We start from the raw sequence: 24,818 nt of genomic DNA, 5'->3' as shown, positions 1-24,818 counted from the left end.
CATGAACACGTTGCAATCCGTTGTGCGACGCCGCCGCGCCGTCGCCGTCGCCGGCGTCGTATCCGCCGGACTGCTCGTCCTGTCGGCCTGTGACAAGCCGACGCCGATGGCCACGGTCACCGTGGGCAGCGACTCGGTGAACTCCGAGGCCACCTGCGGCGGCGAGGGCGACGCCCTGAAGCCGTCCGATCTCGCCGGGTGCCTGAAGGACAAGGGCATCAAGAGCATCTCCGTCGACCCCGACGAGACGGTGCGCTTCGGGGTCGACCCGGAGATCGCCGACAAGGGCTGGACGATCCTGATGAACGGTCAGCCGCTGACCGACTCCAGCACGAAGACCTACCGCACGATTCCGGGCAGCGTGTTCTTCAACGCCCAGTACGGCGCGCAGGGCAACTCGACGCTGGTGTCCATCAAGGAGGGCGACAAGGACCCGTCCGGGCTCTGGAACTTCAAGCTCAAGAAGGACGCCTGATCGCTGCCGCTGGGCTGAGCCGGGTGCTCGTGGCCACCGCTGTTCCTGTGGAGAGGGACGCGGTGGCCGGGGCCTTTCCCGACCACGGCGGCGTCGAAGTGATCGCCGGCGGTGTCGGGCCCGCGCTCGCCGCCGCCTCTGTCGCCTCGGCTCTCACCGCCGCCGCTGTGCGCGGTGAGCCCTACGGCCTCGTCGTGTCCGCCGGGATCGGGGGCGGGTTCCAGCCCGGGGCGCCCGTGGGGTCGCTGGTCGTCGCCGACGGGATCGTCGCGGCCGATCTGGGGGCCGAGACCGAGGACGGGTTCGTGCCGGTCACCGAGCTCGGCTTCGGGACCGTCAGGCATGAGCCGCCCGCGGATCTCGTACGGCGGGCCGCCGACGCCCTGGGGGCCGGGACCGGGGCCGTCCTCACCGTGTCGACCGTGACCGGGACCGCCACCCGGGCCGCCACGCTGCGGGAACGGCACCCCACCGCCCTCGCCGAGGCCATGGAGGGCTTCGGCGTCGCCGAGGCCGCCGCCGCGCACGGCGTGCCCGTGCTGGAGATCCGGGCGATCTCCAACCCCGTCGGTCCCCGCGACCGCGCCGCGTGGCGGATCCCCGACGCCCTGGCAGCCTTGACGGAAGGGTTCGGGAAGCTCGCGCCCGTACTGGAGGGTTGGAACCGGCATGACATCTGAGCAGCTGCAGATCGCGTACTCGCCCTGCCCGAACGACACGTTCGTCTTCGACGCCCTGGCCCACGACCGGGTCCCGGGCGCCCCGGCCCTCGACGTGACCTTCGCCGACATCGACATCACCAACGGCATGGCCGAGCGCGGCGAGTTCGACGTGCTGAAGGTGTCGTACGCCGTGCTGCCCTACGTCCTCGACGACTACGCCCTGCTGCCCTGCGGGGGCGCGCTGGGGCGGGGCTGCGGGCCGCTGGTGCTGACCCGGGAGGCCGGTGCCGACCTCACCGGGCGGACCGTCGCGGTGCCCAGCGAGAAGTCCACCGCCTATCTGCTGTTCCGGCTGTGGGCCGCGGACACCGTGGCCGACGGGGTCGGCGAGATCGTCGTCATGCCGTTCCACGAGATCATGCCCGCCGTGCGGGACGGCAAGGTCGACGCGGGACTCGTGATCCACGAGGCACGCTTCACGTACCGGAACTACGGGCTGCACAAGCTCGCCGACATGGGCGAGCACTGGGAGCACACCACCGGGCTGCCGATCCCGCTGGGCGCGATCATCGCCAAGCGGTCGCTGGGGGAGCAGAAGCTGCGGCTGCTGGCCGACTCCATCCGGACGTCCGTGCGCGCCGCCTGGGACGATCCCGAGGCGTCCCGGCCCTACGTCATGGAGCACGCCCAGGAGATGGACCCGGCCGTCGCCGACCAGCACATCGGGCTGTACGTCAACGAGTTCACCGCGGGCCTGGGCGAGGACGGCTACGCGGCCGTACGCGGACTGCTGACCCGCGCGGCGGCCGAGGGACTCGTACCGCCCCTCGGCCCGGACGCGCTGCGCTTTCCCTGACCGGCGTCACCCGTCCCGACCGGCGTCACCCGTCCCGATCGGCCTCACGCGTCCCGACCGGCGTCACACGTCCAGCTGGTCGGCGACCGCGCGCAGCAGGCCGGCGATCTTCTTGCCGGCGGTCTTCTCGGGGTAGCGGCCCCGCTCCAGCATGGGCGTGATGTTCTCCAGCAGCGTCGTCAGGTCCTGGACGATGGAGGCCAGCTCGTCCGGCTTCTTGCGGGTAGCGGCGGCGACGGACGGGGTGGGGTCCAGGATCGCCAGGGACAGCGCCTGGTCGCCGCGCTGTCCGGCGACGACGCCGAACTCCACTCGCTGGCCCGGCTTGAGCGTCTCGACTCCGGCGGGGAGGACCGAGGAATGGACGAAGACGTCGCCGCCGTCGTCACGGGAGAGAAAGCCGAAGCCCTTCTCACTGTTGAACCACTTGACCTTGCCGGTGGGCACGTCTGTCCTCGTCCTCGTACTCGTCGGAAAACTGCTTCTGGAAACGGCTCTTGATAGCACTCGGGCGGGTCGTACGGACCCGCCGGTACCAAGGCTAATGCTCAGGCAGCCGGTGACAAGACGTCACCCGGTTGTTCCTTCGCGCTGGGAACTACCCTGGTCGGGTGCGTGACAAAACCCAAACGAATTCCGCCGTTCCCGGTGACCGCCTGGTCCGGGCCGGAGCCGTCGTGTTCTTCATCGGCGCCCTGGCCACACTGGTCACGGTCGCCCCGCTGTTGCTCGGGACGACTCCCTTTCCGACGTACATGTTCGGATTGAGCATGCTCATGGCCGTCGGATTCCTGATGGCCGGTGCGGGAGTGCTGCGTTCCGTGGCGGCCGGACGGCGTCAGGCGCGTGCGGGACGGTAGTCCGAAAGCCACCGCGGGAATTCGGTCAGATCGGTGAGGACGACGTCCGCGCCCGCCGCGCGCAGTTCCTCCGGCGGGCAGGGGCCGGTGGCCACCGCGACCGAGAGGGCCCCGGCGGCCCGGGCACCGCGGACGTCCCCGACGTGGTCGCCGACGTAGACGCCCGCCTCGTGCTCGCGCAGGGCCTCCGCCTTCTGCTCGGCCCACAGGTCGCCGATGACGGCGTCGGGCTCGATGCCCAGGTGGGCGAGGTGCAGTTTGGCGTTGGGCTCGTACTTGGCGGTGACGACTATCGCGCGTCCGCCGGCCTCCCGTACGGCGGCGATGGCCTCCCGGGCGCCGGTCAGCGCCGGGGTCGCGGTGATGGCGATCGCCGGGTACATCTCCCGGTACAGGTCCGCCATGGCCGGGATCTCCTCGGCCGGGAACCAGTTGATCAGCTCCTCGGCCAGCGGCGGCCCGAGCCGCGTGACCGTCAGGTCGGCGTCGATGTACGTGCCCGTGCGCTCGGACAGCGCCTGGTAGCAGGCGCGGATGCCGGGCCGGGAGTCGATGAGGGTCATGTCGAGGTCGAAGCCGACGGTGAGTGCCATATGGGCCATTGTGCCCAGCCGGTGTGAACGGCAGACGCCCGGCTGTGATCGGCGGACGTACCCACGACAGCCGTCCGGCCCGACGGACGCGCTCAGGTGGTGCCGCTAACGCGAGCGCTGTGAGCGCCACACCAGGAACAGGGCCGAGGCCACCGCCGCGCCCCTGACCACCCACGGCCAGGTCTCCGACACCGCCGCGTTCATGTGGCCCTCGGCGATCGGGGCGCCCCAGCGGCCGTTCATCCGGCCCCACAGCCAGACCACGCCCCCCGTCAGGGAGAGGCCGGGCAGGATCACGACCGCCCACTTGGTCTCGGCCTGGGTGAGGCGACGGGAGGCGTAGGCGATGAGCCAGCCGAGCAGCAGGACGAACCAGTTGCCGAGCACGGCACCGGCGACGAGCAGCCCGGCGGCGATCAGCAGGAGCGGGTTGCTCCAGTTCCCGGCGGGGAGCCGGACGAGACGGCGGCGGCGCCCCTTCCCGGTCGCGTCCGCCGTGTCGGCCACCTCGGTCGCCTCCACGGCCGGGGCCGCCCCCTCGGCGTCCGGCCTCTCCTGCTCCGCCTTCCGCTGCGCCGGTGGCTTCAGCAGGTCGGGCAGTTCCACACCGCCCACGAAGCCCGGCACCTCGTCGCCCACGCCGAAGGGGCCGCTCTCCACCCGCCACCAGTCCGGCTGGAGCGCGCTGTCCCCGAGCTCGTGCGCGGCGGCCAGATGCGGTGGCGCCGCACCGTCGAAGGGCGCGGGGTGCGGGTCCTCGGCGGGCCGCGCCGGACGGGGGCGCGGTACGACGCGCCGCATGACGCCCTTCGCCCGCTCGCCCCGCTCCTGCGGCTCGGTCTCGCGCTGCACCGGGACGGAGGCGGGGGCGGCCGCGTACGGCTCACCGGTGGTGCCGCCCGCCGCCGCGGTCACGACGTCGTCGGGGCTGCCCAGGCGGGACAGGATGCGGCGGACTGCGGCGGGCGAGTCGACCGTGGCCTTCGAGCGGCGCTTGTCGATCTCGTTGCGCAGGTCGGCGACCAGACGCATGCGGGTAGCCGACGACAACTGCCGCTGCTGGGCCACGTCGCCGACGCGGCTCAGATACTCGTAAACGACCTGGTCGCTCTCAATCCCCACGAAGTCCCCTCCGGGGCGGGTGCGTTGCGTGACGCCGTCGCACGACGGTACCGCGAGTGCCCTCCCAGCGGCCAAAAGCCCGTCCCGCGTACGGGGGGCGGGGCGGTCCGCGATCGGCCCGGCCGCCGGGGGCGACCCGCTACCGTGGACCGGATGAGCACCGAGGACAGGCCCCCGGCCCCCCGCTCCCTCGCGGAAGCGCTCCGCGCGCGGGGCGATGCTTCGCTGGGCGCACTCCTGCGCAGCCGCCCGGATCTCATCACGCCCGTCCCCACCGACCTCACCCAGCTCGCGACCCGCGCCGGCACCCGCGCCTCGGTGGCGCGGGCCCTGGAGCGGCTGGACCGGTTCGCGCTGCAGACGGCGGAGGCGCTGGCCGTGGCCGCGGACCCGGCGCCGTACGGCGAACTCCTCGGGCTCATGGCCGGGGACGACGCCGACCCGGCCGTCACGGCTGCCCTGCCGCACGCCGTCGGCCTGCTGCGCGAGCAGGCCCTGGTGTGGGGCGACGACGACCGGCTGCGGCTGGTCCGCACGGCGCGTGAGCTGCTGGCCCCCTCGCCGCAGCACCCCTCGCCGACCGGGCTCGGCCCGACGGTCCAGGAGGCCACCGCCGGGATGTCCCCGGGCCGGATCCAGGAGATCGTCACGGCCGCCGGACTGGCCTCGACACACGACTCGGTCTCCGCGGTGACCGCCCTGGCCGGGCTGTTCACGGACCGGGCCCGGATGGCCGCGCTGCTCGCCGACGCCCCGGCCGACTCCCTCGACGTACTGGAACGCCTGGTGTGGGGGCCGCCGTACGGGCAGGTCACCGCCGATCCCGCGCCCCGGCTGCGCTGGCTGCTGGACCGCGGGCTGCTGCTGCCGACGGCGCCCGGGACCGTCGTCCTGCCGCGCGAGGTCGCCCTGCACCTGCGGCGGGGCCTGGCGCACCGGGCTGCCGAGCCGGTGCCGCCGGTGGTCGAGGCGGCCGCCGCACATCGTCCACAGGTTGTGGACAGCACCGCGGCCGGGCAGGCGTACACCGCGCTGGCGACCGTCGAGGAGCTGCTGAAGGACTGGGACGAGGGCGGTCCGGCGGTACTGCGGGCCGGCGGGCTGAGCGTGCGGGACCTGAAGCGGACCGCCGTCGCCCTGGACGTGCCCGAGCCGACGGCCGCGTTCTGGGTGGAACTGGCGTACGCGGCCGGTCTGATCGCCTCGGACGGCGAGGCCGACGAACGGTACGCGGCGACCCCCGCCTACGACGAGTGGGTCGAGCAGCCCCCCGCGGAGCGCTGGTCGCAGCTGGTCACGGCGTGGCTCGCGGCGACCCGGACGGCCGGTCTCGTGGGCGGGCGGGACGCCAAGGACCGGACGTTGTCGGCGCTCGGCCCGGGCCTGGACCGCTCGGCCGCGCCCGAGGTACGGCACCGGGTGCTGGCGCTGCTCGCCGGACTGCCGGAAGGCGCCGCGCCCGCCACGGAGTCGGTGCTCGCCCGGTTGCGCTGGGAGCGGCCCCTGCGCGGCGACCGGCGCGAGGACGACCCGCGCGGCCGGCTCGCCGAGTGGGCGCTGTCGGAGGCGGAGCTGCTGGGTGTCACGGGCCGGGGCGCGCTGTCGGCCCAGGGCCGGGCACTGCTGGGCGGGCCCGCGGCTGCGGCGGCTCCCGCGCCGGATCCGGAAGCGGAACCCGCCGGGCCGGGCGACAAGCTGCCCGTCCACCACCACCGCTCCGCCCCGCCCGCTCCCCTCACCCCCGCCGACCAGGCCGTCGCCTCCGCCGCCGCGGCCCGGCTTCTTTCGCCGCTGCTGCCCGAACCGCTGGACCACGTGCTGCTCCAGGCCGACCTGACGGCGGTGGCGCCCGGGCCGTTGCGGCGGCCGCTCGCGGACATGCTGGGCGTGCTGGCGGACGTCGAGTCCAAGGGCGGGGCGACCGTGTACCGGTTCACACCCGGCTCGGTGCGGCGGGCGCTGGACGCCGGTCAGGCCGCCTCCGACCTGCACGCCTTCCTCGCCGCGCACTCCCGTACGCCGGTGCCGCAGCCGCTCGCCTACCTGATCGACGACGTGGCCCGCCGGCACGGCCATCTGCGGGTCGGCGCGGCCTCGGCGTACGTGCGCTGCGACGACGACGCGGTGCTCGCGGAGATCCTCGCCGACAAGCGGGCCGCCGGGCTCGGGCTGCGCCGGCTCGCCCCGACCGTGCTGGCCGCCCAGGCCGACCCGGCAGGGCTCCTGGAGGGCCTGCGGGCGATGGGGTTCGCTCCGGCCGCCGAGTCCGCGGAGGGCGATGTGCTGATCACCCGCGCCCTGGCCCACCGCACCCCGCCCCGCACCCCGCCCGAGCCGGTCCCGGACGGCCCGCCCGTCCCCGACGACACCCTCCTGTCGGCCGCGCTGCGGGCCGTCCGGGCCGGTGACCTGGCCTCCACCACCCCGCGCAAGCCGGGCACCGCTCCGGCGGGCGACGGCGAGCTGCCCCGCACCGGCGCCGCCGAGACCCTCGCCACCATGCAGGCCGCCGTGCTGACCGGCGAGGCCCTGTGGATCGGCTACGTCAACGCCGAGGGCGCCGCCAGTCAGCGGGTCATCGCCCCGATCCGCGTCGAGGGCGGCTTCGTCACGGCGTACGACCACACCGCGGACGAGGTCCGTACGTATCCGCTGCACCGGATCACCGGGGTGGCCGAGCTCGCCGACGACGCGGGCTGAGGGCGTCGAGGGGGCCGCGTCACCCGTTCGGGTGCGGGCGGGCATTCATGCGCGCCACGCCGGGGATTTCCCACGCTCGGGCGACCTTCCCGGGCGTGCCGCATCACGCCGTGTGCGCGGGGGCAGCCACCGGGTGTCCTGTGAGCCGTCCGGAAGGAAGAATCCCCATGCGCGCTGTCCGTCGAGTCGCCGCCGTCCTCGTCACCGCCGCCCTGATGACGTTCGGTGGGCTCGCCACCCCGGCGTCCGCGGTGAGCATCGACGTCGCCGGCCTCGTCCTGGAGACACCGCAGGTCTGAGCGCACCCGTCTGATCCGTGGCCGTCTGATCCGCAGCGGTCTGATCCGCTCCCGGCTGCACCCCGTCTGTTCCGCACTGTCTGATGTGCTCCCGCGCGCTCCGCGGGCCGGTCCGGGCGTCCTCGGGCCGGCCCGCGGCGGCGCGCTGTCGCCGTCCGTCCCTCGATGTCAGTCTCCGAAAGGCCCTGCCGTCCCCATGCGTGAGAACCCGCCCTCCGCCGCTCTCCGTGCCTCCGCCGCTCGCCGTGCCGCCGTAGCCCTCTGTGCCGTCGCGCTCGTGGGGGTGCTCGCGCCCTCGGCCGCAGCGGCCCCCGCGGCGCCGCTGCCCCTGCCGGTCGCCGCCGTGGAACCACTGGTCACCGAGGGGGTCGGTATCGAGGGCCCGCTGGTCAACAACATCAGTCTGCCCACGCTGAAGTAGCGCGGCGCGAGCGGTAGCTGTCCCCGTCGAGCCGCACGACGTCGGCGTGATGGGCCAGGCGGTCCGTCATCGCCGGGGCGGACGTGCCGAAGACCTCGTCCCAGCGGCCGAGCGGGCGGTCGCTGGTCACGATCAGCGAGGCCCGCTCGTAGCGGTGGGCGACGAGCCGGAAGAACAGACCCGCGGCCGCCGCGTCGAAAGGCGTGTAGCCGATCTCGTCGACGATCAGGAGGGGGTGATCGTCGAGAGCGGTCAGCTCCGCGTCGAGCCGGCCGGCGGCCCGGGCGTCCGAGAGCCGGGCCGCCCACTCGGCGGCCGTCCCGAACAGCACCCGGTGCCCGGCCTGGCAGGATCGGACGCCCAGGGCGACGGCGAGATGAGTCTTGCCGGTGCCGGGCGGCCCGATGAGAACCACGTTGCGCCGGGCCGCGACGAACTCCGCCTTGCCCAGCCGGGCCATGGTCTCCCGGTCGAAGTCCCGGGGGTGGTGCTGGTCGAAGTCCTCCAGCAGCTTGCGGGCGGGGAAGCCGGCGGCACGGATCCGGGCCTCGCCGCCGGCGTCGCCTTCGGCGTCCGGGCGGGGTTGCCGGGGAACGGCCGGTGCGGCCACCGGGGCCGCGCGCTCCGGCCGGGCCGGGGGCCGGTCTCCGCGGTCGCCCTCGTCCTGGCCCTCGGCCTGCGCGTCACGGCACTGCCCGTGCCCGCACTGCCCGTACCCGGCCTGCCCGTGCCCGGCGGGTCCGTGCCCGGCGGGTCCGTGCCCGGCGGGTCCGTGCCCGGCGGGTCCGTGCTGTGCGTGCTCCTGCCCTTGCCCTTGCCCTTGCCCTGCCTGAGCCTGCCCCGCCTGCGCGTGCCCGGCGGGTCCGTGCCCGGCGGGTCCGTGCCCGGCGGGTCCGTGCCCGGCGGGTCCGTGCTGTGCGTGCTCCTGCCCTTGCCCTTGCCCTGCCTGAGCCTGCCCTGCCTGAGCCTGCCCCGCCTGCGCGTGCCCCGCCTGCGCGTGCCCCGCCTGCGCGTGCCCTGCCTGAGCCTGCCCCGCCTGCGCGTGCCCCGCCTGCGCGTGCCCGGCCTGCGCGTGCCCGGCCTGCGCACGGTCGGTGTGGCCGCGGTCCGCCTGCGCGACCATCGGCCCCGACATGTAGGCGAGGATCGCCGCCGAGGCGATGAACGCCATGTGGATCACCGTCCCCCACAGCAGCGCGTGGTGGGAGGTGTGGTGGACGTCCACGAACATCTGCAGCAGATGCACCGACGAGATGCCCACGATCGCCGTGGCGAGCTTGACCTTCAGCACGTTGGAGTTGACGTGCGAGAGCCATTCCGGCTGGTCACGGTGGCCCTGCAGGCCGATGCGCGAGACGAACGTCTCGTAGCCGCCGACGATCACCATGATCAGCAGGTTGGCGATCATGACGACGTCGACCAGCTTGAGCACCGCGAGCATCACGTACGTCTCGGTGGCGTGCCCGCTCACGCACATCAGGATTAAGGTCCAGAGCTCCTTGAAGAACTTGTAGACGTAGACGCCCTGGGCGGCGACCAGCCCGAAGTACAGCGGGGCCTGGAGCCAGCGGGTGGCGAACAGGGCGTATCCGAGCGTGGTGGTCGTCGGGTTGCGCACGTGCGCCATTCTTCGGGGCCGCGCTGGAAAAACTGAATTCACACCACACGTTGGGATGAATAGGCATTCAGTACGACCGGACGCGCAGATCACACCACCTGACGCGGTCGATCAGGCACACTGGACGTTTGGCCGAGGCGTCGCGCTGTCGAGCCGTCCAAGCCCTCCGGCCACAGAAAGGGTGCCGCGCGTGAATGGTCCGCTGATCGTCCAGTCCGACAAGACCCTGCTCCTGGAAGTCGACCACGAGCAGGCCGACGGCTGCCGCCGGGCCATCGCCCCGTTCGCGGAACTGGAGCGGGCACCGGAGCACATCCACACCTACCGCGTGACCCCGCTCGGCCTGTGGAACGCCCGTGCGGCGGGCCATGACGCCGAGCAGGTCGTGGACGCGCTCGTGCAGTACAGCCGCTACCCGGTGCCGCACGCGCTGCTCGTCGACATCGCCGAGACGATGGACCGCTACGGGCGTCTCACCCTGTCCAAGCACCCGGCGCACGGACTGGTCCTGACCACCACCGACCGCCCGGTGCTGGAGGAGATCCTCCGGTCCAAGCGGATCACGCCCCTGGTCGGCGCCCGCATCGACCCGGACACGGTCGCCGTGCACCCCTCCGAGCGCGGGCAGATCAAGCAGACGCTGCTGAAGCTGGGCTGGCCGGCCGAGGACCTCGCCGGGTACGTCGACGGCGAGGCGCACGCGATCGAACTGGCCGAGGACGGCTGGGCGCTGCGGCCGTACCAGAAGCAGGCCGTGGAGAACTTCTGGCACGGCGGTTCGGGCGTCGTCGTCCTGCCCTGCGGTGCCGGGAAGACGCTGGTCGGGGCCGGGTCGATGGCCCAGGCGAAGTCGACCACCCTCATCCTCGTCACGAACACCGTCTCGGCGCGGCAGTGGAAGCACGAGCTGGTGAAGCGGACCTCGCTGACCGAGGACGAGATCGGCGAGTACAGCGGCACCCGCAAGGAGATCCGGCCCGTCACCATCGCCACCTACCAGGTGCTGACCACCCGGCGGAAGGGCGTCTACCCGCACCTGGAGCTGTTCGACTCCCGGGACTGGGGGCTCATCGTCTACGACGAGGTGCACCTGCTGCCCGCGCCGGTCTTCAAGTTCACCGCCGACCTCCAGGCGCGGCGGCGGCTCGGCCTGACCGCCACCCTCGTCCGCGAGGACGGCCGGGAGTCGGACGTGTTCTCGCTGATCGGGCCCAAGCGGTTCGACGCGCCGTGGAAGGAGATCGAGGCGCAAGGCTACATCGCGCCCGCCGACTGCGTGGAGGTCCGGGTCAATCTGACCGACTCCGAGCGACTCGCGTACGCCACGGCCGAGACGGAGGAGAAGTACCGCTTCTGTGCGACGACCGCGACCAAGCGGAAGGTCACGGAGGCGCTGGTCCGGAAGTTCGCCGGGCAGCAGATCCTCGTCATCGGGCAGTACATCGACCAGCTGGACGAGCTGGGTGAGCACCTCGGGGCGCCCGTGATCAAGGGCGAGACGTCGAACGCGCAGCGGGAGAAGCTCTTCGACGCCTTCCGGGAGGGCGAGATCAGCGTGCTCGTCGTGTCCAAGGTCGCGAACTTCTCGATCGACCTGCCGGAGGCGACGGTCGCCATCCAGGTCTCGGGCACCTTCGGCTCCCGGCAGGAGGAGGCGCAGCGCCTCGGCCGGGTGCTGCGTCCCAAGTCGGACGGCCACCAGGCGCACTTCTACTCGGTGGTCGCCCGGGACACCATCGACCAGGACTTCGCCGCGCATCGCCAGCGCTTCCTGGCGGAGCAGGGGTACGCGTACCGGATCGTGGACGCGGACGAGCTGCTGGCGGAGAGCTGACGGTGGGTGCCGGTCCGCTCACTTGCGGCGGACCACGCCCACTTCCTCTCCGTACTGGCCGAGGACGACCACGTCGAAGGCGGCGCCCGCGAAGACCTTGACGGCGCGCAGGGCATCGCCGAGGCGGTGACGGTGGCTGCCTGCCACGGCGGTGGCGCCGGGCGGACGGCCCGGTGCCGGGGCGGGGTGGATGGTTGCTGCGCTCATGTCTCCATGGTGCGTTTTCGACCGTAAAGCCCGCGTCGGTCTCCGGACCGAACTTTCCGACGGCCCTCGTACGCCCGGGGGGCGAGGCCTCCCCCTAGGGGGAGGCCTCGCGCCCGTGGCTTTCTGCTCCTACTTGCGCTTGCGGATCCAGGTCGCGCCGAGGATGACGAAAGCCAGGACGGCGATCCCTGACAACAGCCAGAGCGGGACACCGTCGAGTCCTTTGTAGGCCAGTACCGTCGCATCGGTGCTTGATCGCACACGTCCTCCTTCGTGGGACAAGCGGGCAGCGGTGCGAAAACCCGCTCGCGGCAGCCGCCCCCGCTCCTCTAAGATCTCCGCTCTTGCCCGCCTCCCTCACGGAGTGCCGCCGACCGGACGGAAACCGGCCGGCACCCACCGCCGTCACCTCAGCAGGTACCCCTCGGAGGCACCCCCTTGTCCACGCCCGTCGACGACCCGCTCGCGCGTGAGCGCTCCCACCTCTCCTCGTCCCGATCCGCCCTGCGTGCCATGCGCGAGGACGTCGAGGCCCTCGACATCAGCGACGTCACCGCGAACTGGGTCAACGCGGAGGTGCTGGCCCGCCAGATCGAGGAGCGCATCAAGGCCCTGGCCGACCTCAGCGACACCCCGTTGTTCTTCGGCCGGCTCGACTACCTGCACGCCCCCGGCGCCGAAGCGGCGGAGGGCGCGGAAGGCGAGCGCTTCTACATCGGCCGCCGCCATGTGCACGACCACGACGGCGACCCCATGGTCATCGACTGGCGCGCGCCGGTCTCGCAGCCGTTCTACCGGGCCTCCAAGAACGACCCGATGGACGTCGCGCTGCGCCGCCGCTTCGGCTACACCCGCGGCGACATCACGGCGTACGAGGACGAGCACCTGTCGGACCCGGCCGAGGCCTCCCGGACCAGCAAGCTGCTCCAGCAGGAGATCGAGCGGCCGCGTGTCGGCCCGATGCGGGACATCGTCGCGACGATCCAGCCGGAGCAGGACGAGATCGTCCGCTCCGGTCTCTCCGGAACGGTGTGCGTGCAGGGAGGCCCGGGCACCGGGAAGACCGCCGTCGGCCTGCACCGGGTCGCCTACCTCCTCTACGCCCACCGCGAGCGGCTCGCCCGCACCGGCACGCTGGTCATCGGGCCGAACCGGTCCTTCCTGCACTACATCGAGCAAGTGCTGCCCGCGCTGGGCGAGTTGACCGTCCAGCAGGCGACCGTGGACGACCTGGTCGGCCATGTCGAGATCAAGGGCACGGACGAGGCGACGGCCGCGGTCGTCAAGGGCGACGCCCGGCTCGCGCGGGTGCTGCGCCGGGCCCTCTACGCGCACGTCACGCTGCCCACCGAGCCGGTGGTGGTCGTGCGCGGCTCCCGCCGCTGGCGGGTCCCGGCGTACGAACTGGAGGACATCGTCCGCGAGTTGCTGGACCGAGACATCCGCTACGGTGCCGCGCGCGATGCCCTGCCGCAGCGCATCGCGCATGCCGTGCTGGTGCAGATGGAACGTTCGGGTGAGGCGCCCGACGACCGGGTGCAGGACGCGGTGGCCCGCAACAGCGCGGTCAAGGCGGCGGTGAAGGCGGTCTGGCCGGCCGTCGACCCGGCGAAGCTGGTGCTGCGGCTGCTGTCGGACGCGGAGTTCCTCGCCGTGCACGCCGAGGGGATCCTCGACGAGGACGAACAGAAGGCGATCCTCCGGGAGAAGCCGGCGCGCAGTGTGAAGTCGGCGAAGTGGTCCGCCGCGGATGCCGTTCTGATCGACGAGGCCACCGATCTGATCCAGCGCACGCACTCCCTCGGGCACGTCGTCCTCGACGAGGCGCAGGACCTGTCCCCCATGCAGTACCGGGCGGTGGGCCGCCGCTGCACCACCGGAAGCGCGACCGTGCTCGGGGACCTGGCGCAGGGGACGACGCCCTGGGCGACCCGGAGCTGGCAGGAGGCGCTGACGCATCTCGGCAAGCAGGACGCCCTGGTGGAGGAGCTGACGGCGGGCTTCCGCGTCCCGACGGACGTCATCACCTACGCCTCCCGCCTGCTCCCGCACATCGCCCCGGGCCTGACCCCGGTGGCCTCGATCCGCGAGAACCCGGGCCACTTCGAGGTCCGGCAGGTCTCCGGCACGAAGGACGTGGTCGAGGCGTGCCGCGAGTTGCTGCGCCACGAGGGCTCTACGGGCCTCATCGCGGCGGACGCCCGCGTGCCCGAACTGGCCGAGGCCCTCGCCGAGTCCGGCATCCCGTATCTCGGCCCGGGCGAGGAGACCACCCAGGACACCCGCCTGACCCTGGTCCCGGCATCCCTCGCGAAGGGCCTGGAGTACGACTACGTGGTCCTGGACGAACCCCGTGCGGTGGTGGACGGCGAACCGGACGAACGAACGGGCCTGCGCCGCCTGTACGTGGCACTCACGCGAGCGGTGTCGGGGCTGACGGTGACCCACACGGTGCCGCTGCCCCCGCAGTTGACCTGACCGGGTCTTCCGGACGTACGCGCCGCGCTCAGGCCACGGAACCTCGGCGGGCCGGCCGGGAAGTCCACGCGATTCCCGCCGGTCAGCATGTGCCCGGACAGCGGCGGTATCCACGACACCTGCCCGGACTCGCTCGGGCCGACGATTCCGAGCAGGACGCTCACTCCGGCCCTGGCCACATCGCCGGGGACGCCGCTGCGGGGCCGGGCGCCCCATCGTGATCCACGGGCCGGAGGCCCGGTCGCCACCAGCCCGCGGAATACGTCGTCAACGGGCGTCCAGCGCCGCCCGCCACCGGGTCACCGCCGCCACCGACACCGGCTCGTTCCACCCCCGTGGCCGAGCCGCCCCGCCGATGTGGAACCCGTCGACCCCGGCCTTCGACAGCACCGGCACATGGTCCAGCCGCAGCCCGCCCCCCACCAGCAACCGCTGCTCGTACCCCGGCTCCCCCGACCGCCCGGCCTCCGCGAGCAGGACGGGCAGCCCGTCGTCGACCCCGTCGGCGGACCCGGCCGTCAGATACGTGTCCAGCCCCGGCATCCCGTCCAGCTGCTTGCGCAGGGCGTCCCGGTCGGCGGCCCGGTCGATGGCCCGGTGGAACGTCCAGGGGCATCCGTCCAGAGCTTCCACCACCCGCTCCACGGCACCGAGATCCACCGCACCCCCGCCGTCGAGGAAGCCCAGCACGAACTCCGACGCCCCGGCCTCCCGCAGCTCACCGGCCACCCGCACCAGCCGTTCGACGTCCCCGGCCGCGAACCCGTCCGCCGGACGGATCATCACCCGCAGGGAGATGTCGACCGCGCGCCGGACGGCGGCGACGGTGGCGGCCGACGGGGTGAGCCCGTCGGCCGCCATGTCGGTGACCAGCTCGAGGCGGTCCGCGCCTCCCGCCTGGGCGGCGACCGCGTCCTCGACGCCGAGGGCGATCACCTCCAGGACTGCACGCTTGCTCATGGGGCCCCTTCGTCGGCATGCGTCGGCGTTCGATGACAGGCCTGATGACAGGTCTAGTCCAATCAAGACTACGCTGCCCGTCCGCGCCGCATCCGATGCCCCGAGGAACGGGTTCAGCCGAAGATGTTCAGCTCCTTCGCCTCCACCCCGGCCAGCTCGAACCCCGGCGCCCCGTCGACCGGCCTCCCCGTGTACAGCCGTACGAGGGTCGGCCCGTCGCCGATGAAACGGCCCGGGGGCCGCTCCCCGCCGCTCTCGCCGAGCCGCAGCGGCTCGTCCAGGTCGTCGAGGTCGGCGTGGACCGGTACGTGCCCCCGCTCGCGGGTGATCCGCGCGAGCAGTGCGAGCGCGTCCGGCAGCCCGGCCCCGCCGTACGCCCCCGGCTCGCCCAGGGCCTCGCGCACGTCACCGGCGTGCACCCACTCCCCCAGGGCCAGACCGTCCAGCTTCCCGCCCGCCCCGGCGATCACGGGCCCGGCCTCGCCCATCCCCCGCTCCAGCTCGTCGACGACCTGCGCGTCGCTCCAGCCGGCCCGCTCCGCGATGTCCCGGTCGTTGGACTCGGGTGAGAACACGCCCTCCTCGAGCCTGCCCTCCGCCGCCCGGGTCAGCGCGGCCGAGCAGTGCGCCAGCACGTCCCGCACCGTCCAGCCCGGACACGCGGCGACCGGCCGCGCGAAATCCTCCCCGGCCCGGCCCCGCAACAGCGGGATCAGCGCGTCACGCTCGATCGTCAGCAGCCTGCCGGGCTGCTCGGGGTCCCGTACGTCATGCACATCAGCAGGAGTCGTCATACCCCCACGCTAGGTGCCCGACCCCGCTCGGCGGGAGAATGCCCCCATGGCCGATCTCGACTCCCTGCGCACCCGCTTCGCCCGCGCCCTGGAAGCGGCCCGGGGCCCGGCCGCCGGCCCGGACCCCGCGCCGTACGCCGACAACCTGCTGGCCCGCTGGCAGGAGCCCCAGCGCCGCTACCACACGGTCGAGCACCTCACGGCGGTCCTCGACCGCGTCGACGAACTCCAGCGGTACGCGCACGACCCGGACGTGGTCCGGCTGGCCGCCTGGTTCCACGACGCGGTCTACCTGCCCGACCGCTCCGAGAACGAGGAACGCTCGGCCCGCCTCGCCGAACGCGCCCTCGCGGAGGCCGGCGTTCCCGACGCGAAGAGCGCCGAGGTGGCCCGCCTGGTCCGGCTCACCGTCACCCACGACCCCGCCGACGACGACCCCGACGGCCAGGTCCTGTGCGACGCCGACCTCGCGATCCTCGCCTCGCCCCCGTCGGCGTACGCCGCCTACACCGCCGCCGTCCGCGAGGAGTACCACTTCGTCCCCAGCGACGCATTCCGCGAGGGCCGCGCGGCGATCCTGCGCCAACTGCTCGACCTTCCACGCCTGTTCCGAACGCCCCACGGCACCGCCGAGTGGGAGGCCACCGCCCGCTACAACCTCACCGCCGAGCTGGAAATGCTGTCGCCGCCGCCCCACGACCCCTCGTAGCCTGCCCCCCATGTGGACAACGGGTGCGGAACAGGTGGAGCAGGCCGTCGCCGAGTGCGTGGGACTGTTGGGGACGGTCACCGACCGGGGCTGGGAAGGGGTGCGGGCCGGGCGGCTGGAGTGGGACTGCCGGGGGACGGCCGTGCACATCGCGAGCGATCTCATCGCGTACGCGGGACAGTTGGCCGGCCGGGAGCCCGACGGGTACACGCCCTTCGAGATCTCGCTGGACGAGGGGACCGGCAACGCGGGCGCGGTACAGGTGATCCGCACCACCGGCGCCCTGCTCGCCGCGGCGGTCCGCACCACCCCGCGTGACGTGCGGGCCTTCCACCCGTACCCGTTCCGCAGCGCGAACCGTGAGGGGTTCGCCGCGATGGGCGTGGCCGAGGTGCTGCTGCACACGCACGACATCGCCGACGGGCTGGGCGTGTCGTACGAACCGGCGCCCGAGCTGTGCGACTTCGTGCTCACCCGGATCTTCCCGCACGTCCAGCCGGGGCCCACCCCGTGGACGACCCTGCTGTGGGCCACCGGCCGCGGGGAACTGGCCGGCCGCGCCCCGGTCACGCGGTGGCGCTGGAACAACAACCTGGTGATCGGCACCGAGCGGCTCACCCTCGAGGGCGTCACCCCGGCGGCCGCGGCCGACCTGTCCACGGTCGGCGACGGCGGCTTCGAGTGGATCGAGGGCGGCCCGATGGAGGGCACCCGGGTCGGCACCGGGCTGGTGTACAAGCAGTACGAGGACGGCGTCCACCGGCCGGAGTGGGGCACGTACGTGCTGGTCCGGCGCGAGGACGGCCGCGCGATCGGCGCCATGGGTTTCCACACCGTCCCGGACGAGGAGGGGCGGGTGGAGGTCGGCTACGACCTGGTCGAGGGTGCCCGCGGCCACGGCTACGCCACCGAGGCGCTGCGCGCGCTGTCGCAGTGGGCGCTGGGCCGGCCGGAGGCGCGGACCGTCGTCGCGAACGTCGAGCGGGACAACGCGGCCTCCCAGAACGTGCTCTCGCGCGCCGGGTTCGCCCAGGTCGCCGAGGACCCCGAGCAGCTGACCTACGAGCTGCGCGAGCCCCGCGAGGGATAGCGCCCCTTGGGCCGCCGCAGCCCCGCCGCGTGCAGCAGCCGCACCACCTCGCGGCTGCTGACCTCCACGGCCCCGGCCCGCACCGCGTCGGCGTACCGCTGCTCGGGGATGTCGTAGTGATCCCGTTCGAAGGCCCGGGGCGGGACGCCGAGGCGGGCGGCGAAGGTGTGCAGTTCGTCGTAGGACACGTCGCTGACGAGGTGGGACCACAGGCGGCCGTGGCCCGGCCAGGTCGGCGGGTCGATGTAGATCGTCACCAGGACCTCACCAGGGCCTCACGAGCATCGCCACCAGGCCTCACCGGGAGCTGCACCAGGACGCCGGCGTCGGCGTGACCACCACGTCTCACGAGGACGCCGGCCCGCCGATGGCCTCGCCCAGCGACCCCACCGCGGCGACCTTCACGCCCGCCTCGCTGCACACCCAGTGCGGGTCGGGCCCCAACTCCGGTTCCACGTCGAGGGCATGCGGGTCGCCGGTGCCGCACACCGGGCACAGCGGCCAGCGGCCGTACCGCTCCAGCAGCGCGTCCTGGACGTCCTGCGCGACCAGGCCGGCCACGTACCGGGCACCCTCGGGCCACTGCTCGACCCACCATCGGCGCTGCTTGACGGACTCCTCGACCAGCGAGACGACATCCGCGTCGGCGACGCGTCCCGCGACGAGGTCGGCCAGCACGAGGGCGCGCGCGGCGTGCAGCGCCTGCTCCAGGGGGCTGATGGGTTCCATGCACCCATTGTGCGCACTCTTGACCGGGCCGCCGCGCCGAAAATATCTTTCAAGCGTGACCCGTGACGTGAAGGAAATTTTCGCCCGTGAGCGCGGCGGCTCCTCCGGCGCGAGCGGCGCCCCGCCCGCCCCGGCCGCCCTCGCGGCCAAGGTCCGCACGCTGGGCCCGTCGATGACGCGGTCCATGCAGCGCGTCGCCGAGGCCGTCGCGAGCGACCCGGCCGGCTGCGCGGCCCTCACGGTCACCGGCCTCGCCGAACTGACCGGCACCAGCGAGGCCACCGTCGTACGCACGGCCCGCCTGCTGGGCTATCCGGGTTACCGGGACCTGCGCCTGGCCCTCGCGGGCCTCGCGGCCCAGCAGCAGTCGGGCCGCGCCCCGGCCATCACGACGGACATCGCGGTGGACGACCCGATCGCCGACGTGGTCGCCAAGCTCGCCTACGACGAGCAGCAGACCCTCGCCGACACGGCCGCCGGGCTCGACACGGTCCAACTGGCCGCGGCCGTCACCGCGCTGACCACCGCCCGCCGTACCGACGTCTACGGGGTCGGCGCGTCCGGCCTGGTCGCGCAGGACCTCACGCAGAAGCTGCTGCGCATAGGGCTGATGGCGCACGCGCACAGCGACCCGCACCTGGCCGTCACCAACGCCGTGCAGCTGCGCGCGGGCGACGTCGCGATCGCCATCACGCACTCCGGGTCGACGGGGGACGTCATAGAGCCGCTGCGGGCGGCCTTCGAGCGCGGGGCGACGACGGTGGCGGTCACCGGCCGCCCCGACGGTCCGGTCACGCAGTACGCCGACCACGTCCTCACCACGTCCACCGCACGGGAGAGCGAGCTGCGCCCGGCGGCCATGTCGTCCCGGACCGGTCAGCTCCTCGTGGTGGACTGCCTGTTCGTGGGGGTGGCGCAGCGGACGTACGAGAAGGCGGCGCCGGCGCTGTCGGCGTCGTACGAGGCGCTGGCCCACCGGCATCGTTCCTGAGGCAGCCGCCCCGCCCAGCACCGGAAAGACACGGAAAGAGCCGTCCATGACCTCCACCTCCCATCCCCGTGATCTCAGGACCGAGTTGGAGTCCCTGACCACCGAGGCCTTCCGGCCGGAGCTCGCGGACATCGACCGGCTGCCCACGCTCGACCTCGCCCGGCTGATGAACGGCGAGGACGCCACGGTGGCCGGGGCGGTCGGGGAGCGGCTGCCGCAGATCGCCGCCGCGATCGACGCCGTCGCGCGGCGGATGGCCCGGGGCGGGCGTCTGGTCTACGCGGGCGCGGGCACGGCGGGCCGGCTGGGCGTCCTGGACGCCTCCGAGTGCCCACCCACGTTCAACACCGACCCCGCCAGGGTCGTCGGCCTGATCGCGGGCGGCCCGGACGCCGTGGTCACCTCGGTGGAAGGCGCCGAGGACTCCCGGGAACTGGCCCGGGCGGACCTGGACGCCCTGGCCCTGACCCCCGACGACACGGTGGTCGGCATCTCCGCCTCGGGCCGCACCCCGTACGCCATCGGCGCGGTCGAGCACGCCCGCGCCCGCGGCTGCCTCACCGTCGGCCTCGCCTGCAATCCCGGCAGCCCGCTCGCTGCGGCGGCCGACCACGGCATCGAGGTGGTGGTGGGGCCCGAACTGCTCACCGGCTCCACCCGCCTGAAGTCCGGCACGGCGCAGAAGCTCGTCCTCAACATGATCTCGACGATCACGATGATCCGGCTGGGCAAGACCTACGGGAACCTGATGGTCGACGTCCGCGCCTCCAACGACAAGCTCCGCGCCCGCTCCCACCGCATCGTCGCCCTCGCCACCGGTGCCGCGGACGACGAGATCGACCGCGCGCTGGCCGCCACCGACGGCGAGGTGAAGAACGCCATCCTCAGCATCCTGGCCGACGTGGACGGCCCGACGGCGGCCCGCCTCCTGGAGGAGTCCGGCGGGCACCTGCGAGCGGCCCTGGCGGCGTCCGGCTGACGACTCGGCCGCGCTACCGGCATGCTCCGGCCTCACGCGGCGTAAGGGTCAAGCTCGTCCGTGCGTCAGCCCCGTCGGTGCGTCAGCCCCGTCGGCGCAGGCCGCCGTAGAGGGTGCCCCCGGCGACGAGCAGCGTCAGCGCGGCGGTGACCGCGAGGGTGATCTCCGTGGTGTTCCGCTGGTCGGGGCTGTCGGGCAGCCGGGGGCCGAGCAGCCCGAGGGGGTCCTTGCGGATCTCGACGCGGTCACCGGGCCGGGCCTGGCCGAAGCAGTTCTCCTGCTGGGACACCTCGTACGTCGTCCGCTTCCCGCCGAGCTCCCGGACCGTGCAGGACATGTCCGGCCCGCGCCGCTGGTCCCGGTCGGCGACCTGGGTCACCACGGCGTCGACGGGCTCTCCGGCGGACTGCATGTACGCCTCGTACGCGGCGGGCCCGGCGAACAGCATCAGCGCGAAGCCGCCGAAGGAGACCAGCGTCGCCGCCCCGGCCCGGTGCCAGGAGCCGCCGACGACACAGGCGGCGACCGCGATGACCGCCAGGGCGACGACGACTCCGGCCCAGGTCATCCACTGCCCGAGCACGGCGCCGAGGAGCAGCAGGGCGGGCACCAGCAGGGCCCACAGCACGGAACCCACGACCTTGCGCCCGCCGGAAGGGGCGGGCCCCGGTGACCCCGCCCCTCCGGTGCCGTCGGCCACCACCGCCGTACCGGACGCGCTCATGCTTTCGATCCCCTGTCGCTCGACCGTTCGTTGGCGCCTGCGACGATATCCGAGCGGTCCGCGCCGCAGCCGACCGGAACCGGGCCGGCCCCGGTCAGCCCGGAAGCCCGGCGACCAGCGGCTGCCTCCCCTCGCAGTGCTCGCCCTGCTCCGCGGCGGCCTTCTCGGCCAGCGCGTTGACGGCGGCGTTGAAGCGCTCCATCGACGTGGGACGGTCCGGGCCGAGGACGTACTCCTTGAGGATCCGGCGCTCGGGTGCCATCGGGTCGTGTCGCGGCTCGCGCACCGAGTCGAGGATCTGCGGCAGCCGGGCGCAGTCCCGGTCGAGGAGATAGGCGCCCCCGGCCGTGGTGTACGCCGCCCGGAAGTCCTCGTCGGGCAGGTCGTTCGCGTTGGTCAGCACGTACGGCTTGAGGCTCGCCACGAAGTCCGCGACCACGGACGACACATCACTGATGAGGATGTCGGCCTGGTCGAAGCACTCGTAGAGCGTGGGCAGTTGCCGCGTGATCACCTGGTGCCCGACGGGGCCCCGGCTCTCCCAGAAGATCCGGTGCCACGCGGCACGCAGCTCGTGCCACTCCGCCTCCCCCGCCAGGCCGGTCACCCGGGCCTCGCGCGTCTGCTGCGCGTCGTCGCCGGTGAGCCGCCCGGACAGTTCGGCGAGCCGGGTCTGGATCTCGGCGAGCCGCGGCCGGGCAGCGGCCGTCGCGGCCTCGGTGTCCCGGGCGTCGCGCCGCTCGTTGTCGGCGCGCAGCAGCGCACGGACGGCCCGGTCCGCCTCGGCCGCCGCACGCGAACGCTTCCCGGTGAGGGGGTGCGGCTTGTACAGGACCCGTACGTTCTCGGCGAGCAGCTTCTCGACCAGCGGCACGCCCATCGGGATCAGCGAGGTGTGGCAGTCGTCGTCGCTCCAGCCCTCCCAGGTCGGCGCGTACAGCACGGTCGGCAGCGGCCCCGGCACATGGTCGGCGTGCAGCCGGATCGACGACAGCTGCGGGCGGCCCACCTCGACGATCGCCGAGTCGCTGATCGCGTGCCGCACCCGCTGGTAGCGGTCGCGCCCGGCCCGCCCGGCCACCCAGATCTCGTCGTACACCTTGCTGACCCGGTTGCTGCTGGCGAGCTTGTCGCTGTCGCCGTGCCCGATGAACACGTGCTTGGCCTCGGCGACGCGCAGCATGTGCACGTTCTTGCCCGCGTTGCCCGGGTAGAGCACCACCCGCACCTCGGGCAGCTCCAGCTGCGCCACGTCGTCGGCCTTCGGCACGCACACGACCGGGATCGACGTACGGCCGAGGTAGCGGAACGAGGCCCGCTCCCGCAGGATGATGAGCGGCCGGCGGTCGAGCTGCTCCAGCGTCTCGATCCACATGTTGACCTGGTACATGAAGTCCCGGGACACGGACGCGAAACTGAAGTACAGCGCCACCTCCGGCCGGTATCCGGCGAGTTGGCGGTTGACCTCGGCGATCACCTCGTCGCCCGACGGCATGCGGCGGGCCCGGCGCAGCTGCCCCAGCAGCGCCACCACGGCCACGGCCGCGAGGCCTGCGGTGAGCGCGAAACCGGTGCCCGCGGGCTGCCAGGCCCCCATCGCGAGGGCCACGATCAGCCCCGCGTGGGCGGGCAGGTCCAGGTGCAGCAGCTTGCGCAGGAACCGCCGGTAGAGGATCGCGGGCGGCGACTGCGGGATGCCCGCCCCGCTCATGTCGAGGTTGCGCACCACGACCGGCAGCGTGCGCCGCCGCCGGATGGCGTGATGCACCGCCGTGTACAGCACCACCAGCGTGAAGTGGGCGCTGAGCACGGCCAGCGCGGCCACCAGCACCGCGTCCGGGGCGTCCATGCGCTCGGCCAGGGCCAGCAGCATCACCGTCCGCACGGCGAACCGCAGCGTACGGGTCAGCTGGAGCGCGGCCAGCCGCCGCACGAAGGCGGGCGAGCGGGTGTGCAGCACCTCGTCGGCGGCGTACGTCACGGCCGAGGCTACGGCGAAGCCCCACAGTGACGGGAGCAGCGCGAAGACGGGCAGTGCGGCGAATCCGGCGGCGAACAGGAACACGAGCAGAAGGTCGGTCTTCCCGCGCACACGCAGGACACCACACAGCCAACGGAACGTCATGGGTAGTGCTTTCTCTGGGAAAGGACGTGTTTTTCCGGAGTGGCGTGCGGTGGGGCGTACGCCGGTGTGTATGCGCGATACGCCTGTTCGACAGCATTGGCCGTCGAATGGTTGTACACCTGACTGTCACCATTACGTCACCGCGATTTCGGCTCCCGGTTGACCTGCCGCACACGGGCCCGCAGCGTCTCCCGCACGGGCAGCGAACGCAGCACCTCGGTCAGGTGCTCGGCGGTCCGTACGTTGCACCGCCCCAGATCGACCAGAGCGAACGGCTCGTCACTCGCGCCGGTCACGGGGTCGACGCCCAGCGACGGCAGCACGACCCCGACTCCGGCGAGCGCGTCCCGCAACGACTCCACGATCTTCTCGGTCGAGCGCACTTTCCCTACCTCCACGCTGAGTTTGCGAATCACCACACAGCGTGTCCGATGCATCCCTAACCTGGCCATATACGGCGGTCCAACAACCCGATCTGTTCGACAGGGAGTTGCCCATGCCCGGTTCCAGGGACCTCGACCCGTCCTCCTCCCCCCGAGCCCTCCTGGGCGCGGAACTCCGCCACGCCCGCGAGAAGGCCGGCCTGAGCCAGGAGGAACTGGGCCAACGGCTGTTCGTGAGCGGGTCGTTCATCGGGCAGCTGGAGGCGGGGACGCGGAGGCTTCAGGCGGAGTATGCCCGCCTGCTGGACGAGGAGTTGGGGACGGGGGATTTCTTCCAGCGGAACTGCGGGGCGGCGGCGAAGTCGAAGTATCCGGAGCACTTCGCGGAGGCGGCGGAGGCGGAGGCAGCGGCTACGGAAATCCGGCAGTTCGCGCCGCTCCTCATCCCCGGGCTGCTGCAAACCCCCGCCTACGCACGGGCTGTGTTCCGCGCGTATCGGCCCACGGCGCCGGAGGAGGTGATCGAGGACTTGGTGGCCGCCCGAATGGACAGGGCCCGCATCCTCGACGATCCAACAAGCCCTCTGTTGTGGATCGTGGTTGACGAAGCGGCACTGCGCAGGGAGACCGGTGGGCGAGAGGTCATGGCAGGGGCGCTACGCCATGTCACGGCCCTCATCCGCAGAAACCGGATCATCGTGCAGGTGCTGCCATTCGGAGCGGGAGCCCACGCGTCGATGGAGGGCTCCATGAAGCTGATGGATTTCGAGGACGCCCCGCCGTTGCTCTACTTCGAGGGAGTCGGCACGGGACGACTGGAGGACGACCCGGCAACCGTCCACCACCAGCGGCGCACCTTCCAGCTCCTCACCGCCTGCGCCCTCTCCCCAGACGGATCCCTGGCTCTGATCGAAGACATCGCGCAGGATTGCGGCCATGAGGAACACGCCTGAGTGGTACAAGTCCAGCTACAGCGGCGGCAGCGGCGGCGACTGCCTGGAAGTCACCCGGGCAATCCCTGACGTCATCCCCGTTCGCGACTCCAAGAACGCCGAAGGCCCGAAGCTCGTGTTCCGGGCCGCCGCCTGGTCCGCTTTCGTCGAGAACCTCAAGGACGAGACGGCCTGAGCTTCGGGATCCGGGCTTCGAGCCCTCTTAACAAGGAATGGGTGGAGGGCCTCAACCCACCCACCCACCCGGCGAGTTGAC

28 protein-coding genes are annotated in these 24,818 nt (G+C 72.9%); 15 read left to right on the top strand and 13 right to left on the bottom strand.

All coding sequences use genetic code 11. From position 1 onward, the window contains the following. The first annotated feature begins 1 nt into the window (after nucleotide 1). The 3 genes from ACFCXS_RS32105 to ACFCXS_RS32095 are packed head-to-tail and all read left to right on the top strand — an operon-like array spanning nucleotide 2 to nucleotide 1,993. A complete protein-coding gene (locus tag ACFCXS_RS32105) occupies nucleotides 2–475 on the top strand; it encodes a DUF2771 domain-containing protein (RefSeq protein WP_376646859.1) in 474 nt (157 codons plus the stop codon). Then, on the top strand, nucleotides 445–1,155 hold the full coding sequence (locus tag ACFCXS_RS32100) for a futalosine hydrolase (protein ID WP_376646872.1): 711 nt from the start codon (nucleotides 445–447) through the stop codon (nucleotides 1,153–1,155). Before ACFCXS_RS32105 ends, ACFCXS_RS32100 begins: the two co-directional genes overlap by 31 nt. Continuing rightward, nucleotides 1,145–1,993 (top strand): 1,4-dihydroxy-6-naphthoate synthase, encoded by an 849-nt coding sequence (locus ACFCXS_RS32095; protein WP_376646858.1) that lies wholly within the window; start codon nucleotides 1,145–1,147, stop codon nucleotides 1,991–1,993. The genes ACFCXS_RS32100 and ACFCXS_RS32095 overlap by 11 nt, the downstream gene beginning before the upstream one ends. A 63-nt stretch (nucleotides 1,994–2,056) precedes the next feature. Here ACFCXS_RS32095 and ACFCXS_RS32090 read toward each other — a convergent pair whose 3' ends face one another. Continuing rightward, complete coding sequence (locus ACFCXS_RS32090) at nucleotides 2,057–2,440, bottom strand: cold-shock protein (protein WP_003991106.1); 384 nt, start codon at nucleotides 2,438–2,440, stop codon at nucleotides 2,057–2,059. Nucleotides 2,441–2,604: 164 nt separating this feature from the next. On the opposite strand from ACFCXS_RS32090, the gene ACFCXS_RS32085 reads away from it, so the two are divergent. Beyond that, nucleotides 2,605–2,853 carry a hypothetical protein gene (locus ACFCXS_RS32085; RefSeq protein WP_376646857.1) on the top strand — a complete coding sequence of 83 codons (249 nt, stop codon included), beginning with the start codon at nucleotides 2,605–2,607 and terminating at the stop codon, nucleotides 2,851–2,853. Here ACFCXS_RS32085 and ACFCXS_RS32080 read toward each other — a convergent pair. After that, nucleotides 2,832–3,455, bottom strand: a complete 624-nt coding sequence (locus ACFCXS_RS32080; protein WP_376646856.1) for an HAD family hydrolase — start codon at nucleotides 3,453–3,455, stop codon at nucleotides 2,832–2,834. The two genes, ACFCXS_RS32085 and ACFCXS_RS32080, sit on opposite strands and share 22 nt — an antisense overlap. Nucleotides 3,456–3,551: 96 nt before the next feature. After that, nucleotides 3,552–4,568 (bottom strand): hypothetical protein, encoded by a 1,017-nt coding sequence (locus ACFCXS_RS32075; RefSeq protein ID WP_376646855.1) that lies wholly within the window; start codon nucleotides 4,566–4,568, stop codon nucleotides 3,552–3,554. Between the two features lie 153 nt (nucleotides 4,569–4,721). Between ACFCXS_RS32075 and ACFCXS_RS32070 the strand changes: the two genes are divergently transcribed. The 3 genes from ACFCXS_RS32070 (at nucleotide 4,722) to ACFCXS_RS32060 (ending at nucleotide 7,988) form a co-directional block, all read left to right on the top strand. Further along, nucleotides 4,722–7,268 carry a helicase-associated domain-containing protein gene (locus tag ACFCXS_RS32070; RefSeq protein WP_376646854.1) on the top strand — a complete coding sequence of 849 codons (2,547 nt, stop codon included), beginning with the start codon at nucleotides 4,722–4,724 and terminating at the stop codon, nucleotides 7,266–7,268. Between the two features lie 167 nt (nucleotides 7,269–7,435). Beyond that, nucleotides 7,436–7,567, top strand: a complete 132-nt coding sequence (locus ACFCXS_RS32065; protein ID WP_267896267.1) for a hypothetical protein — start codon at nucleotides 7,436–7,438, stop codon at nucleotides 7,565–7,567. 196 nt (nucleotides 7,568–7,763) lie between these two features. Then, nucleotides 7,764–7,988, top strand: coding sequence for a hypothetical protein (locus tag ACFCXS_RS32060; RefSeq protein WP_376646853.1), 225 nt, complete (start codon nucleotides 7,764–7,766; stop codon nucleotides 7,986–7,988). Here the strand turns inward: ACFCXS_RS32060 and istB are convergent. Then, nucleotides 7,966–9,606, bottom strand: a complete 1,641-nt coding sequence (gene istB, locus ACFCXS_RS32055; protein ID WP_376646852.1) for an IS21-like element helper ATPase IstB — start codon at nucleotides 9,604–9,606, stop codon at nucleotides 7,966–7,968. The genes ACFCXS_RS32060 and istB overlap by 23 nt on opposite strands. Nucleotides 9,607–9,796: 190 nt before the next feature. Between istB and ACFCXS_RS32050 the strand changes: the two genes are divergently transcribed. Continuing rightward, nucleotides 9,797–11,440: a DNA repair helicase XPB gene (locus tag ACFCXS_RS32050; RefSeq protein WP_362236247.1), complete on the top strand. Its 1,644-nt coding sequence runs from the start codon at nucleotides 9,797–9,799 to the stop codon at nucleotides 11,438–11,440. A gap of 18 nt (nucleotides 11,441–11,458) precedes the next feature. Here the strand turns inward: ACFCXS_RS32050 and ACFCXS_RS32045 are convergent, their stop codons facing one another. Both ACFCXS_RS32045 and ACFCXS_RS32040 read right to left on the bottom strand, forming a co-directional pair. After that, nucleotides 11,459–11,647 (bottom strand): hypothetical protein, encoded by a 189-nt coding sequence (locus ACFCXS_RS32045; RefSeq protein ID WP_062927558.1) that lies wholly within the window; start codon nucleotides 11,645–11,647, stop codon nucleotides 11,459–11,461. A 129-nt stretch (nucleotides 11,648–11,776) separates the two neighbouring features. Continuing rightward, nucleotides 11,777–11,908: a hypothetical protein gene (locus ACFCXS_RS32040; RefSeq protein ID WP_376646851.1), complete on the bottom strand. Its 132-nt coding sequence runs from the start codon at nucleotides 11,906–11,908 to the stop codon at nucleotides 11,777–11,779. 177 nt (nucleotides 11,909–12,085) lie between these two features. On the opposite strand from ACFCXS_RS32040, the gene ACFCXS_RS32035 reads away from it, so the two are divergent. Beyond that, entirely contained in the window at nucleotides 12,086–14,125 is a 2,040-nt protein-coding gene (locus ACFCXS_RS32035) for a HelD family protein (RefSeq protein ID WP_376646850.1), read from the top strand. A gap of 267 nt (nucleotides 14,126–14,392) precedes the next feature. On the opposite strand, the gene ACFCXS_RS32030 is transcribed toward ACFCXS_RS32035, so the two are convergent. After that, entirely contained in the window at nucleotides 14,393–15,085 is a 693-nt protein-coding gene (locus ACFCXS_RS32030; RefSeq protein ID WP_376646849.1) for a copper homeostasis protein CutC, read from the bottom strand. A 113-nt stretch (nucleotides 15,086–15,198) separates the two neighbouring features. Continuing rightward, nucleotides 15,199–15,879, bottom strand: a complete 681-nt coding sequence (locus ACFCXS_RS32025) for a maleylpyruvate isomerase family mycothiol-dependent enzyme (RefSeq protein ID WP_376646848.1) — start codon at nucleotides 15,877–15,879, stop codon at nucleotides 15,199–15,201. Nucleotides 15,880–15,925: 46 nt separating this feature from the next. Here ACFCXS_RS32025 and ACFCXS_RS32020 point away from each other — a divergent pair, with 46 nt between their 5' ends. Together ACFCXS_RS32020 and ACFCXS_RS32015 are read left to right on the top strand one after the other, a co-directional pair. Then, on the top strand, nucleotides 15,926–16,588 hold the full coding sequence (locus tag ACFCXS_RS32020; protein WP_376646847.1) for a hypothetical protein: 663 nt from the start codon (nucleotides 15,926–15,928) through the stop codon (nucleotides 16,586–16,588). A gap of 10 nt (nucleotides 16,589–16,598) precedes the next feature. Beyond that, complete coding sequence (locus ACFCXS_RS32015) at nucleotides 16,599–17,678, top strand: GNAT family N-acetyltransferase (RefSeq protein ID WP_376646846.1); 1,080 nt, start codon at nucleotides 16,599–16,601, stop codon at nucleotides 17,676–17,678. On the opposite strand, the gene ACFCXS_RS32010 is transcribed toward ACFCXS_RS32015, so the two are convergent. Together ACFCXS_RS32010 and ACFCXS_RS32005 are read right to left on the bottom strand one after the other, a co-directional pair. Then, nucleotides 17,648–17,935 carry a DUF4031 domain-containing protein gene (locus tag ACFCXS_RS32010; RefSeq protein WP_376646845.1) on the bottom strand — a complete coding sequence of 96 codons (288 nt, stop codon included), beginning with the start codon at nucleotides 17,933–17,935 and terminating at the stop codon, nucleotides 17,648–17,650. The genes ACFCXS_RS32015 and ACFCXS_RS32010 overlap by 31 nt on opposite strands. An 88-nt stretch (nucleotides 17,936–18,023) precedes the next feature. After that, complete coding sequence (locus ACFCXS_RS32005; RefSeq protein ID WP_362236221.1) at nucleotides 18,024–18,407, bottom strand: hypothetical protein; 384 nt, start codon at nucleotides 18,405–18,407, stop codon at nucleotides 18,024–18,026. A 55-nt stretch (nucleotides 18,408–18,462) separates the two neighbouring features. On the opposite strand from ACFCXS_RS32005, the gene ACFCXS_RS32000 reads away from it, so the two are divergent. Both ACFCXS_RS32000 and murQ read left to right on the top strand, forming a co-directional pair. Beyond that, nucleotides 18,463–19,398 carry a MurR/RpiR family transcriptional regulator gene (locus ACFCXS_RS32000; protein ID WP_376646844.1) on the top strand — a complete coding sequence of 312 codons (936 nt, stop codon included), beginning with the start codon at nucleotides 18,463–18,465 and terminating at the stop codon, nucleotides 19,396–19,398. Nucleotides 19,399–19,444: 46 nt separating this feature from the next. After that, entirely contained in the window at nucleotides 19,445–20,377 is a 933-nt protein-coding gene (gene murQ, locus ACFCXS_RS31995) for an N-acetylmuramic acid 6-phosphate etherase (RefSeq protein ID WP_376646843.1), read from the top strand. An 82-nt stretch (nucleotides 20,378–20,459) separates the two neighbouring features. Here murQ and ACFCXS_RS31990 read toward each other — a convergent pair whose 3' ends face one another. From ACFCXS_RS31990 to ACFCXS_RS31980, 3 genes are all read right to left on the bottom strand, one after another. Beyond that, nucleotides 20,460–21,101: a hypothetical protein gene (locus ACFCXS_RS31990; protein WP_376646842.1), complete on the bottom strand. Its 642-nt coding sequence runs from the start codon at nucleotides 21,099–21,101 to the stop codon at nucleotides 20,460–20,462. Nucleotides 21,102–21,195: 94 nt separating this feature from the next. Next, nucleotides 21,196–23,226, bottom strand: coding sequence for a hypothetical protein (locus ACFCXS_RS31985; protein ID WP_376646841.1), 2,031 nt, complete (start codon nucleotides 23,224–23,226; stop codon nucleotides 21,196–21,198). 137 nt (nucleotides 23,227–23,363) lie between these two features. Further along, a complete protein-coding gene (locus ACFCXS_RS31980) occupies nucleotides 23,364–23,609 on the bottom strand; it encodes a hypothetical protein (protein WP_376646874.1) in 246 nt (81 codons plus the stop codon). 113 nt (nucleotides 23,610–23,722) lie between these two features. On the opposite strand from ACFCXS_RS31980, the gene ACFCXS_RS31975 reads away from it, so the two are divergent. After that, nucleotides 23,723–24,562, top strand: coding sequence for a Scr1 family TA system antitoxin-like transcriptional regulator (locus tag ACFCXS_RS31975; RefSeq protein WP_376646840.1), 840 nt, complete (start codon nucleotides 23,723–23,725; stop codon nucleotides 24,560–24,562). Further along, nucleotides 24,546–24,737, top strand: a complete 192-nt coding sequence (locus ACFCXS_RS31970; RefSeq protein WP_376646839.1) for a DUF397 domain-containing protein — start codon at nucleotides 24,546–24,548, stop codon at nucleotides 24,735–24,737. The genes ACFCXS_RS31975 and ACFCXS_RS31970 overlap by 17 nt, the downstream gene beginning before the upstream one ends. The last annotated feature ends 81 nt before the right edge of the window (nucleotides 24,738–24,818 follow it).

Source organism: Streptomyces sp. NPDC056373 (genome assembly GCF_042262425.1).
Taxonomy (GTDB): Bacteria; Actinomycetota; Actinomycetes; order Streptomycetales; family Streptomycetaceae; genus Streptomyces.
The sequence above is the reverse complement of the archived record's forward strand: the minus strand, read 5'-3'. Positions and strand labels throughout refer to the sequence as shown.

Coding starts and splice junctions, on each gene's coding strand:
- ACFCXS_RS32105 (WP_376646859.1), top strand. CDS start 2: ATGAACACGTTGCAATCCGTTGTGCGACGCCGCCGCGCCGTCGCCGTC.
- ACFCXS_RS32095 (WP_376646858.1), top strand. CDS start 1,145: ATGACATCTGAGCAGCTGCAGATCGCGTACTCGCCCTGCCCGAACGAC.
- ACFCXS_RS32080 (WP_376646856.1), bottom strand. CDS start 3,455: ATGGCCCATATGGCACTCACCGTCGGCTTCGACCTCGACATGACCCTC.
- ACFCXS_RS32070 (WP_376646854.1), top strand. CDS start 4,722: ATGAGCACCGAGGACAGGCCCCCGGCCCCCCGCTCCCTCGCGGAAGCG.
- ACFCXS_RS32065 (WP_267896267.1), top strand. CDS start 7,436: ATGCGCGCTGTCCGTCGAGTCGCCGCCGTCCTCGTCACCGCCGCCCTG.
- ACFCXS_RS32060 (WP_376646853.1), top strand. CDS start 7,764: ATGCGTGAGAACCCGCCCTCCGCCGCTCTCCGTGCCTCCGCCGCTCGC.
- ACFCXS_RS32045 (WP_062927558.1), bottom strand. CDS start 11,647: ATGAGCGCAGCAACCATCCACCCCGCCCCGGCACCGGGCCGTCCGCCC.
- ACFCXS_RS32030 (WP_376646849.1), bottom strand. CDS start 15,085: ATGAGCAAGCGTGCAGTCCTGGAGGTGATCGCCCTCGGCGTCGAGGAC.
- ACFCXS_RS32025 (WP_376646848.1), bottom strand. CDS start 15,879: ATGACGACTCCTGCTGATGTGCATGACGTACGGGACCCCGAGCAGCCC.
- ACFCXS_RS32020 (WP_376646847.1), top strand. CDS start 15,926: ATGGCCGATCTCGACTCCCTGCGCACCCGCTTCGCCCGCGCCCTGGAA.
- ACFCXS_RS32015 (WP_376646846.1), top strand. CDS start 16,599: ATGTGGACAACGGGTGCGGAACAGGTGGAGCAGGCCGTCGCCGAGTGC.
- ACFCXS_RS32005 (WP_362236221.1), bottom strand. CDS start 18,407: ATGGAACCCATCAGCCCCCTGGAGCAGGCGCTGCACGCCGCGCGCGCC.
- murQ (WP_376646843.1), top strand. CDS start 19,445: ATGACCTCCACCTCCCATCCCCGTGATCTCAGGACCGAGTTGGAGTCC.
- ACFCXS_RS31990 (WP_376646842.1), bottom strand. CDS start 21,101: ATGAGCGCGTCCGGTACGGCGGTGGTGGCCGACGGCACCGGAGGGGCG.
- ACFCXS_RS31985 (WP_376646841.1), bottom strand. CDS start 23,226: ATGACGTTCCGTTGGCTGTGTGGTGTCCTGCGTGTGCGCGGGAAGACC.
- ACFCXS_RS31975 (WP_376646840.1), top strand. CDS start 23,723: ATGCCCGGTTCCAGGGACCTCGACCCGTCCTCCTCCCCCCGAGCCCTC.
- ACFCXS_RS31970 (WP_376646839.1), top strand. CDS start 24,546: ATGAGGAACACGCCTGAGTGGTACAAGTCCAGCTACAGCGGCGGCAGC.